Below are 11,422 nucleotides of genomic sequence, written 5' to 3'. Positions count from 1 at the left end.
CGGCCCGTGGCGCATGTTGGGGAAGTCCGAAGCGACCTGATTTCATTGCGCCTGATGGCGACGGGTTCTTCGCGGAAAGTTGCAGACAAATTTCGTAAGCGTACCGTAATGACGGCGCCTGCTGCCGCATGCGGTTTTTCAAGGGGTGCTTCATGCCGATGCTGCCGCGTGCCGTCTTGTTGAGCTGTGTTATTGCCGTTTTATCGAGTGCCCAGACGCTCGCCCAGGGCGCTCCGCCGGCACCGCCCGTTACGGTCGCCAAGCCTGTCATTCGCGATGTCGTCGACAGTGACGAGTTCATCGGGCGCTTCCAGGCGGTCGATGAGGTTTCCGTGCGCTCGCGGGTCGGCGGTTACCTGCAGGAGGTGCATTTCCAGGACGGCGCTATCGTCAAGCAGGGAGATCTGCTTTTTGTCATCGACCAGCGCCCCTTCATCACCACGCTGAACGAGGCGACTGCCTCGCTGGAAGTGGCAAAATCCTCGCTGACGCTCGCCGATGCGCAATATAAGCGGGCGGAATCCCTGTCGACGACGGGCAGCCAGTCGGCTTCGACGCTCGATGATCGACGCCGCGATCTCATTTCGGCGCAGGCGAATGTGCGCGGTGCTCAGGCGACGGTCGATCGCGCCAATCTGGACATGGATTTCACCAGGATTACGGCGCCGCTCAGCGGCCGCATCGACCGCCGTCTGATCTCGGTCGGCAACCTCGTGCAGGCCGATCAGACCGTGCTGACGACCATCGTGTCGCTCGATCCCATCGATTTCTATTTCGATGTCGATGAGCGCCGGCTGCTCTCCTATGCCGATGAGGCCCGCAAGAATGGCAGCGCCCTGCAGCAGGGCGGCGGCGGTCTCGATGTGACCGTGACCATCGCCGATTCCCGCCAGAAGCCGTTCAAGGGCAAGCTCGATTTCGCGGAAAACCGTGTCGACAACGAGACCGGAACGATCCGCGTCCGCGCCCGCTTTCCCAATCCCAATCTCATTCTGCAGCCCGGCCTTTTCGGGCGCGTTCAGGTGCAGGGGTCCAACAGCTACAAGGCGATCCTCGTTCCGGACGAAGCCATCGGTTCGGATCAGAACCAGCGCGTCGTCTATACCGTCGATACCGCCGGCAACATCACGCCGAAATCCGTGCGTCTCGGGCCAAAGCTCTATGGCTATCGCGTCATCCGCGACGGCATGACCGGCGACGAGACGATCGTCGTCAACGGGCTGATACGCATCCGGCCCGGCGTCAAGGTAACGCCGCAGCTGATCGAGCTGCCGCAGCAGGCGACGAATGACGAGCCGCCGGCCCAGGCCGATGCACAGGGGACGAGCCAATGAGGTTTTCCCACTTCTTCGTTGACCGGCCGATCTTTGCATCGGTCCTATCCATCGTGCTGCTCATCGTCGGCGGCATCGCCTATTTCCAGCTGCCGGTGGCGCAATATCCCGAAGTCGCGCCGCCGACCATCGTGGTGCGCACTTCCTATCCGGGTGCCGACGCGCAGACCATAGCCGATACCGTGGCGACGCCGATCGAGCAGGAAATCAACGGTGTCGAGGACATGCTCTATATGTCCTCCTATTCGAGCGCCGACGGCTCCATGGCGCTGACGATCACTTTCAAGCTCGGCACCGACCTCGACAAGGCGCAGGTGCTGGTGCAGAACCGTGTTTCCATCGCCGAACCTCGCCTGCCAGAAGACGTCAGACGCATCGGCATCACGACGGTCAAGAGCTCGCCCGACCTGATGATGGTCGTGCATCTCCTCTCGCCGAACAATCGCTACGACCAGCTCTATATTTCCAACTATGCTCGTACGCGCATCCGCGACCTTCTCGTTCGTCTTGATGGCGTCGGCGACGTCCAGCTCTTCGGCGAACGCCAATATTCGCTGCGCATCTGGCTGGATCCGGAAAAGCTCGCCGCCTACGGCATGACCGCCGGCGACATCGTTCAGGCGCTTCGCGATCAGAATGTGCAGGTTTCCGGCGGTACGATTGGCGGGCCCCCGGTATCCGGCACCAACGCCTTCCAATATACCGTCACCACGCAGGGGCGTTTTTCCGATGCGCGGCAATTCCGCTACGTCATCGTGAAGGCGACGGGCAACGGTCGTCTCGTGCAGCTGCAGGATGTCGCTCGCATCGAGCTCGGCGCGCAGGACTACGTCACGAATAGCTACCTGAACGGCAGCCCGGCGGTGGCGCTCGGCGTCTTCGCTCGCCCCGGCACGAACGCGCTCGATGCCGCCGCCGATATTCAAAAGACGATGGAAAGCCTGGCGCAGGATTTCCCGCAGGGGCTTGAATATCGCATCATCTACAATCCCACGGAGTTCATCGCCGAATCGATCCACGAAGTCTACAAGACGATCTTCGAGGCGGCGATCCTCGTTGCCATCGTCGTGCTGGTCTTCCTGCAGTCCTGGCGGACGGCGATCATTCCAATCGTCGCCATACCGGTATCGCTGATCGGCACCTTCGCCTTCCTGCTCGCCTTCGGCTTCTCGCTGAACATGCTGACGCTGTTCGGCCTGGTGCTCGCCATCGGCATTGTCGTCGATGACGCGATCGTTGTCGTTGAGAATGTCGAGCGAAACCTCGCGCTCGGCATGACGCCAAAAGAGGCGTCGCATGTGACGATGAACGAGGTGGGTACGGCGGTTCTGGCAATCTCGCTGGTGCTGATCGCCGTCTTTGTGCCGACAGCCTTCATTCCCGGCATTTCTGGGCAATTCTACCGGCAGTTCGCGGTCACGATCTCGGTCGCGACGGCGATTTCCTGCCTGAATTCGCTGACGCTCTCGCCGGCGATTGCCGCGATCGTGCTGCGCCCCCACAGTCATCAGAAATCCAACAATGTCTTCGCGCGGTTCGGCCGCGCCTTGGGTGACGGGTTCAACCGCGGCTTCGAGCGGATGAGCAGCGGCTATTCGTGGATCATCCGGCACCTTGTGACAACCTGGGCGGCGCTGGCCTGCGCACTTCTCGTCTTTGTGGGGCTGCTGGCGGGAACCTGGTATATGGGCAGGATCGTCCCGCAAGGCTTCGTTCCAACCATGGATCAGGGCTATGCCATTGTCGTCGTGCAGCTGCCTGACGGCGCGTCGCTTGCGCGCACCAACGCCGTCATCCAGAAGGCGACCGATATCATCAGCAAGACGCCTGGTATCGCCAATGCCGTCGCCTTCGCCGGCTTCAACGGTGCGACTTTCACCAATGCCTCGAATTCGGGCGTCATCTTCACGCCGTTCAAGCCATTCGAGGAACGGCTGAAAACCGGAGATTCGGCGACCAAGATCATCGGCCAGCTCTTCGGTAGCCTCCAGGGTATCCAGGAAGCGTTTATCATCGCCATTCCGCCGCCTTCGATCCGCGGCGTCGGCAATTCCGGCGGCTTCAAGATGCAGATCATGGACCGGGAAAATCCGGACATGCGCCGCATCCTGCCGCTCGCCTATCAGATGATGGGCGCTGCCGCACAGAACAAGGGTGTCAGCGGCGTATTCACCACCTTCTCCGCCAACAGCCCGCAATATTTCCTGGCGATCGACCGTGACAAGGCGCGCGCACTCAACGTGCCGATCCCGAATATCTTCGAGACGCTGTCGATCAACCTCGGCACGTCCTATGTCAACGACTTCAACGCCTTCGGCCGCGTCTACCAGGTGCGGGCGCAGGCAGACCAGCAATATCGCGTGGATCGCGAGGATATTCTGGCACTGAAGGTACGCTCGGCAACGGGCGCATTGGTGCCGCTCGGCACGCTGGTCGATATTCGCGACACGACCGGGCCGGCGCTTGTTCAGCGCTACAACATGTATGTCTCCGTTCCCCTGCAGGGGAACCCGGGACCGGGTGTTTCCACCGGCTCGGCACTCGACACCATGGAAGGATTGGCCAAGAACCTGCTGCCGGCGGGCACGACCTTCGAATGGACCGAACTCGCCTATCAGGAAAAGCATACCGGCAATACGGCGATCTATATCTTCGCCCTGTCGGTCATCTTCGTCTTCCTGGCGCTGTCGGCGCAATATGAAAGCTGGATCCTGCCGCTTGCGATCATCCTCATCGTGCCGCTGGCGGTGCTGGCAGCTCTGATCGGCGTGCATCTGAGAGGAATGGACAACAATATCCTCACGCAGATCGGGCTGATCGTGCTGATCGGCCTTGCGGCCAAGAACGCGATCCTGATCGTCGAATTCGCCCGGCAGGCACAGGCAGAGGGAAAGAGCGCCGTCGAGGCGGCGATCGAGGCCAGTCATCTGCGCCTGCGACCGATCTTGATGACGGCCTTCGCCTTCATCTTCGGCGTCGTGCCGCTGATGATCGCGACCGGTCCCGGCGCCGAAATGCGTCAGTCGCTCGGTACGGCCGTCTTCTCGGGCATGCTCGGAGTGACGCTGTTCGGCCTGTTCCTGACTCCGGTCTTCTACGTCGTCCTTCGCCGCCGGCGCAAGCAGGCGGAAGCCGCACAGGAGCCCTCGGCCACCGATGCCGCGGCACAATGATAGCTGACAAAGAGGCCGAGCGTTTCACGGGAAACGCTCGGCCTCTCTATCCATCTGATTTCACCGAGTAAAAGACGTCAAACCGTTGGCCGGTCAGAGATGCGGATTGCGCGGTCTATATTTCTTGACCAGCCGCTGATTGGTTTCCTTGGCGCCTGGCATGTTGGCGCTGAGGTAGACGGGTGGATTGCCATCCTTGCAGAGTTCGGCGGCGACATCGGCGAAGATGGCGTTCAGCACCGTGGCGCCGACGGCTGTTGAGGCTGGCCCGACCTTGAGCTCCGTTCCCGGCAGCTCTATCATCGCGTCACCGGGCGGCAGGCCGTTGTCCAGCACGATATCGGCGATATCGGCGAGCTTTCTGCGTCCATTGGCGATGGCGGCCGAATAGGCGAGCGATGTGATGGCGATGACCGTTGCGCCGATCTCGCGGCCATAATCCGCCGCCTCGATCGGTGCGGCATTGACGCCGGAATTGGAGGCTATGATCAGTACGTCACCCGGCTGCATGCCGTAGCGCTCGAAGACCGGGCGGATAAGGCCTTCGGTGCGTTCGTAGACCGAACTGATGACGGCGCCTTCATGCAGCATGGCGGAGCCGACGAGCACGGGAATGGTGAAGGCGAGGCCGCCGGCGCGATAATGCACCTCTTCGGCCAGCATGTGCGAGTGGCCGGTGCCGAAGACATAGACGCGGCGGTCTGCGCGTGCGGCGGCACAGATGGCAGCGGAAGCCTTGGACATGGGCTCAGCCAGCGTTTCGCGCAGGGTCTCCAACCGGCCGATGAGGGCGGAGAAATAGCTGTCCGTGACTGCGCTCATGCCGAGCTTCCTTATATGCTGTGTCAGGCCGAAGCTTGACCTGAGATCCATGTTTCCGTGACTTCGATGCCGTCGTTGATGTGAACGAGATCGGCACGCATTCCCGGCGCCAAGTGGCCGCGATCGGCAAGCCGGAGGAAGCGGGCAGGGTAGGAGGTCGCCATGCGCAGGGCTTCGGCTAGCGGCAGCTCGAGAATATTGACGCCATAGCGGATGGTGGAGGCCATATCGACATCGGAGCCGGCCAGCGTGCCATCATCGAGCGTCAGCTTGGAACAATAGCCGCCCTTGGTGCGATAGACCGTGCGGCCGTTCAGCGTGAAAGTCGGCAGGTCGGTGCCGACGAGCGACATGGCATCGGTGACGAAGAACAGACGGCCCTCGCCGCGTTTCGCGCGCAGTGCAACCCGGAGCGCCGTCGGCTCGACGTGATGACCATCTGCGATGATGCCGCACCAGGGGGCGGGATGGTCGATCGCCGCGCCGACGAGGCCGGGCGCGCGATGGCCCATCTGGCTCATGGCATTGAAAAGGTGGGTGACGCCGCGGGCGCCGGCATCGAAGCGCGCATCGGCGGCTTCAGCCGTGCAATCGCTGTGGCCGATGCTGACGATGACACCGCCCTCGCTGAGTGCCTGCACCTGCCGCTCCGTCACCTGCTCGGCCGCCATGGTGACCAGCAGCGTGCCGATCGCCTCGCGGGCGCGGATGAAAGTCTTGACGTCGCTGTCTTCGACCGGACGCATCAGTTCGGCCAGATGCGCACCCTTGCGGGCCGGTGCCAGATGCGGGCCTTCCAGATGCAGGCCGGCGACACCGCGATTGGCTTTCACGGCTTCGATGGCGGCGTCGATCGCGGCCGTCGTCGCGGCTGCGACATCGGTGATGAGCGTCGGCAGCAGCGACGTCGTGCCGTAGGGGCGATGCCCCTCGGCGATCATGTACATGGACGCCGGCGAGGGCTCGTCATTCAGCATGCGGCCGCCGCCGCCGTTCACTTGTGCGTCGATGAAGCCCGGCGACAGGACGCCGCCTTTCAGCTGGATGGTTTCGGCATTATCGGGCACATCGTTGATGCCGGTAATGGCATGGATGCGGCCGTTGCCGATCACCAGCGCGCTATCCTCGTGAAACCGGTCGCCATCGAAAATGCGGGCGCCGGTAAAGACCTTGTAGTCCATCACATGGTCTCCGTTACCTTGAGAAGATTAGCCGGCTTATCCGGGTCGAAGCCCTTGCGGCGGGTCACCGACTCGATGAGGCGATAGTAGCACAGCAGCGACACGAGCGGGTCGAGCAGGCCGTTGCCCGTCGTCGGCATGCGCAGATTGATGCCGGCAAGCGGCGCGGTCGAGAAGGAGACGGCGGTGGCGCCGAGCTTCTGAAGCCGTTCCAGGGCCTGAGCATTGTTGGCGAAGGCGGCGTCGTCAGGCGAGAAAGCGACAATGGGGAAGCCCGGCTGCACGAGACGCATCGGGCCGTGCATGAGTTCGGCGAGCGAAAAGGCTTCCGCATGAAGGCCGGCGGTTTCCTTGGCCTTCAAAGCCGCTTCGAGCGCAATGGCGAAAGCCGGGCCGCGGCCGCCGGTGTAAAGCGAGGAGGCATTGAAGAGCACATCTTCGGCCGCCCTGCCGTCGATGCCCGAGGTTGCAGCAAGTGCTTCCGGCAGCTTGGCAAGACCATCGATCAGCGCCTTGTCCTGCGACACTGCAGCCGTGACACCGGCAAGAGCGGCAACCGAGGCGATGAAGGATTTGGTTGCGGCGACGCTCTGTTCCTTGCCGGCGTTCAGGCCGAGCACGATGTCGGCTTCCTTGGCGAGGGGGCTGTCGGTGACGTTGACGACGGCGATCGTGGTGGCGCCGCCCTTCTTGGCGGCGGCCTGCAGTGCGATGATGTCGGGGCTGCCGCCGGATTGAGAGACCGTGAAGTGGATGCCGCCCTTCAGATGCAGCGGAGCGCCATAAACGGAGGCGATCGACGGGCCGACGGAGGCGACCGGGATGCCGCAGGAGATTTCGAAAAGATATTTGAAGAAGGTAGCGGCATGGTCGGAAGAGCCGCGCGCGGCGGTCGTGATCAGCGACGGATGGCCGGTCGAGAAGAGCTTCGCGATCTCGGCAAAGGCAGGCTTTTCCTTTTCAAGCAACGTCGCAACCACCTCTGGCGATTGGCCGGCTTCCGTCAGCATCAGGGATTGGGTCTCGCTCATAGGTCATCTCCAATTCTCAATTCAGCAACAAAATCATAGGCATCGCCGCGATAGTGCGAGCGGGTATATTCAACGACGCGCTGGTCCGCGAGGCGGGAGACGCGCTCGATCAGAAGTGCGGGCGCTCCGGCCTTCACGGTCAGGATCGACGCGGATGTCGGGTCGAGTGTCACGGCGGTCAGCCTCTGCTGGGCGCGCACGGGCCTGAAGCCTTTGGCGGCCAGGGCGTCGTAAAGCGATCCCTCGGATATGGCCTCTTCACCCAGGAACTTGATGGGGACGACGGCGCGCTCGATGGCGAGCGGCTGGCCATCCGCCAGACGCAGTCGGTCGAGGCGCAGCACGGGCTCATCAAGGCCGAGGCCGAGCAGGAAGGATTCCTCCGGCGCGGGCGCGCTGACGGTGCGTGACAGGATGCGCGCTGCCGGTTCACGGCCGCGCGATCGCATGTCTGCGGAAAAGGAGGAGAGGCGCCAGAGCGGCTGCTCGATACGTTCCACTTGCTGCGAGACGAAGGTGCCGCTGCCGTGGCGTGACTCGATGACGCCCGAGGCGAGCAGGTCGCGATAGGCGGTTCTGACCGTGATGCGGCCAATCTGCAGGGCGCTGGCGAGATCGCGCTCGCTCGGAAGTGCCGTGCCCGATTTCAGCAGACCCTCTTGGATCAGACCCGTCAGCGCTTGTGCCAGGCGCTTGTACAACGGTCCGCTACCCGCCCCGTCGCTGAGGCCGCGACTATTCAATTCGCCGATCAAACTGGTTCTATCCATAGCTGACATATAGAACCTATTTAGAACCAATTCACAAGGTGAATCTGGCCGCAATGCAAAAAGAATCGGCCGGGCGCTTTGGACGCCCGGCCGAAATTCAAGAAAGCGGGGCAGGCCCGGTTTAGTTCTTGGTGAAGATGTAATCCGTTTCCTGCCGCAACACCTCGCCCGGGCGGAGCACGGCATTGGGGAAGCCTTCGTGGTTGATAGCGTCGGGCCAGACCTGCGTTTCCAGACAGAAACCGGCGAACGGGCCGATCTTGCGACCGTCATGACCGGGAACCGGCACATCGAGCTTGAAACCCGCATAGAATTGCACGCCGGGCTCGGTGGTGCGCACTTCGAGCGAGACGCCGGAATTGACGCTGCGGGCGAGCACGACGGAACGCTTGGCGGTGCGTTCGCTGGAGAGGCAGAAATTATGGTCGTAGAGCGCCCGCTCGCTTCCTTCGAAGCGCTTCATCGGCGACATCTCGCGGAAATCGAAGGCAGTGCCTTCGACGGAGCGGATTTCCCCTGTCGGTATCTGCTTGTCATCGGTCGGCGTATAATGGTCGGCGGCGATCATGATGTCGTGGCCGAGCGCATCGTCGCGGCCGTCGAGGTTGAAATAGGCGTGCTGGCAGACATTGGCGAGCGTCGGCTGATCGGTGGTCGATTCATAGGTGACCGACAGTTCGCCATTGCCATGCACGCGATAGGCCGCCTGGATCGTACAATTGCCGGGATAGCCGGCGCGGCCATCGGGATCGACGATCTTCAGGACGACGCGGTCGGTATCGTGCTCGACGATGGTCCAGTTGCGCTTGGCGATATTGTCCTTGCCGCCGTGCAGATGGGTGACGCCCTTTTCATTGAGCTCCAGCTGATACTGCTTGCCGTCGAGCGTAAAGCGGCCGGCGCCGATGCGGTTGGCGCAGCGGCCGGGCGTGGCGCCGAAATAGGAGGAATGGAGGGGATAATCGGCGAAATTGTCGAAGCCGAGCAGAAGCGAGGGCTCGTGGCCGTCGAGGCGCAGATCCTGAATGACCGCCCCCCAGGACATGATATGGGCGGTCAGGCCGCCACCGACGATTTTGACGCGATAGACGGTATCCCCATCCACCGTCGTCCCAAAATGTTCCCGCTGCAAAGTGCTTTCCGTCATATCAGCTCATCCATTGCTTTTGAGTATGCGAGGCCAGACCCTGCCCCCATTCGTGCCGTTCCGCAACCGCTTCAATGGCGAAATTTAGGGGCGGGCAGCAGCGGATCAAGGCTCGGTCCGGCTTTCGAAGTGCCAGATTGCGCCGGTAGTGTGCAATACGTGCGACGGTTTGACAGTTTGGGTTGGCTCGAGCAGGTGAAGTCTCCGGCTATGCTTTGTCCGGGCGAGTTTCGGGTTTCCGTTTTCTGAAAATTGCTTTGATCGCTTGTTTCGATCCATTTGGCTTTTCAACAAGCATGACCATCATCAATTTCTCATCACGAATGGCGAGAAGGATATCAAACGCCCCACGGCTATAAGCGCCTACCCGCGCGTGCCATCGCCCGTTGCCAGCTGCATAGGCGGCATTTCCGCTTCTGCTCGTTTCGGCCGTCGCCATCCAGCCGTTGTTTGCACTTATGGAAAGCAGCGTGCCGTGCCTTACTATTCCAATAAGGCACTTTTCACATGAGCCCGCATTTGAGTAGGTCTGCTCCCATTGACCGGAAAAGGTGCCCTCCTCCGATCTTGCCTGCTGCGAGAGGAGTAGAATGGTTGAGATGAAGAAAAGCAATTTAGGAATGTAAAGCATGCATATCTCTTCCAGCGCTCAGAAATCCCCTCCGTATTTGCTGGTATACTATTTTTATTTCTATAAATGGTTGTGAATAATTTGATAGAATTCCCGTTTTGTGGTCACTGCCGCGCTGGTTTCAAGGGGAAACAGATCAGCGCGACAATTCCCGCGTCGCTCTTTCCAGCCCGCCGAGGGTCAGGGGATACATGCGATCGCTCATCAGGCGGCGGATGAGGGAAATGGAGGTCGTATGGCCCCAATAGCTTTCCGGCACCGGATTGATCCAGATGCATTTGCGGAAATGGCCTGTCATGCGACTGAGCCAGGCCTCTCCAGCCTCCTTGTTCCAATGCTCCACCGAGCCGCCCGGCTGAGAGATTTCATAGGGGCTCATGGATGCGTCGCCGACGAAGACGACACGGTAGTCGGGGCCGAAGGTGCGGATGAGATCCGTCGTCGCCGTGATGTCGACGCGCCGGCGGCGATTGTCTTTCCACACGCCCTCGTAGAGGCAGTTGTGAAAGTAGAAATACTCCATGTGGCGGAACTCCGCGCGGGCGGCGGAGAAGAGTTCTTCGACGACGCGGATATGGTCGTCCATCGAGCCGCCGACATCGAAGAACATCAGAAGCTTGACGGCGTTGCGGCGCTCCGGCCGTGTCTGGACATCGAGATAGCCATGTTCGGCGGTAGAGCGGATGGTGCCGGAAAGATCCAGTTCCTCGGCTGCCCCCTCGCGAACCCAGCGGCGCAGGCGCTTCAGCGCCACCTTGATATTGCGGGTGCCAAGCTCTACGCCGTCATCGAGGTTCCTGAAGTCGCGCCGGTCCCAGACTTTTACCGCGCGGCGATTGCGCGAGGTTTCCTGGCCGATACGCACGCCTTCCGGATTGTAGCCATAGGCGCCGAAGGGCGAGGTGCCCGCCGTGCCGATCCATTTCGAGCCGCCCTGATGCCGGCCCTTCTGCTCGGCCAGCCGCTCGCGCAGCGTCTCCATCAGCTTGTCGAAGCCGCCGAGTGCCTCGATCTGCCGTCTTTCCTCTTCCGTCAGATGTCGCTCGGCGAGCTTGCGCAGCCATTCTTCGGGAATAGCGGTCGGCTCCACCGCTTCTCCATCGGCATTGCCACCGATCGCCTCGACGCTGCGAAAGTAATCGGCGAAGACCTGGTCGAAACGGTCGATGAAGCGCTCGTCCTTGATCAGCGTCGCGCGCGCCAGATAGTAGAAGGCCTCGACGTCGTAATCAGCAATCCCTTCTTCCATTCCCTCAAGCAGCGACAGGAATTCCCGGAGCGTCACCGGAACCTTCGCTTGCCTTAGCTTCAGGAAGAAGGGAATGAACAAGCC

General features: G+C 61.6%; 9 protein-coding genes. 2 read left to right on the top strand and 7 right to left on the bottom strand.

What is annotated here, in order from left to right:
* Positions 1–158: 158 nt before the first annotated feature.
* Together RTCIAT899_RS17800 and RTCIAT899_RS17795 are read left to right on the top strand one after the other, a co-directional pair.
* Positions 159–1,334 (top strand): efflux RND transporter periplasmic adaptor subunit, encoded by a 1,176-nt coding sequence (locus tag RTCIAT899_RS17800; RefSeq protein ID WP_085999206.1) that lies wholly within the window; start codon positions 159–161, stop codon positions 1,332–1,334.
* The gene (locus RTCIAT899_RS17795; protein ID WP_015341623.1) at positions 1,331–4,507 is read left to right on the top strand and encodes an efflux RND transporter permease subunit; all 3,177 of its coding nucleotides are present in this window, start codon (positions 1,331–1,333) and stop codon (positions 4,505–4,507) included. Before RTCIAT899_RS17800 ends, RTCIAT899_RS17795 begins: the two co-directional genes overlap by 4 nt.
* A 93-nt stretch (positions 4,508–4,600) precedes the next feature.
* On the opposite strand, the gene RTCIAT899_RS17790 is transcribed toward RTCIAT899_RS17795, so the two are convergent.
* From RTCIAT899_RS17790 to RTCIAT899_RS17760, 7 genes are all read right to left on the bottom strand, one after another.
* Positions 4,601–5,329, bottom strand: coding sequence for an SIS domain-containing protein (locus tag RTCIAT899_RS17790; protein WP_015341622.1), 729 nt, complete (start codon positions 5,327–5,329; stop codon positions 4,601–4,603).
* 23 nt (positions 5,330–5,352) lie between these two features.
* Positions 5,353–6,510 (bottom strand): N-acetylglucosamine-6-phosphate deacetylase, encoded by a 1,158-nt coding sequence (gene nagA, locus RTCIAT899_RS17785; RefSeq protein ID WP_015341621.1) that lies wholly within the window; start codon positions 6,508–6,510, stop codon positions 5,353–5,355.
* Complete coding sequence (locus tag RTCIAT899_RS17780; protein WP_015341620.1) at positions 6,510–7,541, bottom strand: SIS domain-containing protein; 1,032 nt, start codon at positions 7,539–7,541, stop codon at positions 6,510–6,512. Before RTCIAT899_RS17780 ends, nagA begins: the two co-directional genes overlap by 1 nt.
* Positions 7,538–8,311 (bottom strand): GntR family transcriptional regulator, encoded by a 774-nt coding sequence (locus tag RTCIAT899_RS17775; protein WP_041677721.1) that lies wholly within the window; start codon positions 8,309–8,311, stop codon positions 7,538–7,540. Before RTCIAT899_RS17775 ends, RTCIAT899_RS17780 begins: the two co-directional genes overlap by 4 nt.
* Before the next feature lie 121 nt (positions 8,312–8,432).
* Positions 8,433–9,458: an aldose epimerase family protein gene (locus RTCIAT899_RS17770; protein WP_015341618.1), complete on the bottom strand. Its 1,026-nt coding sequence runs from the start codon at positions 9,456–9,458 to the stop codon at positions 8,433–8,435.
* A gap of 208 nt (positions 9,459–9,666) precedes the next feature.
* Positions 9,667–10,089: a hypothetical protein gene (locus RTCIAT899_RS17765; protein ID WP_015341617.1), complete on the bottom strand. Its 423-nt coding sequence runs from the start codon at positions 10,087–10,089 to the stop codon at positions 9,667–9,669.
* Between the two features lie 136 nt (positions 10,090–10,225).
* On the bottom strand, positions 10,226–11,419 hold the full coding sequence (locus tag RTCIAT899_RS17760) for a vWA domain-containing protein (RefSeq protein ID WP_015341616.1): 1,194 nt from the start codon (positions 11,417–11,419) through the stop codon (positions 10,226–10,228).
* Between the last annotated feature and the right edge of the window lie 3 nt (positions 11,420–11,422).

It is taken from the genome of Rhizobium tropici CIAT 899 (assembly GCF_000330885.1).
In the GTDB taxonomy this organism is placed as follows: domain Bacteria; phylum Pseudomonadota; class Alphaproteobacteria; order Rhizobiales; family Rhizobiaceae; genus Rhizobium; species Rhizobium tropici.
This window is presented reverse-complemented; position numbering and strand designations above follow the sequence as displayed.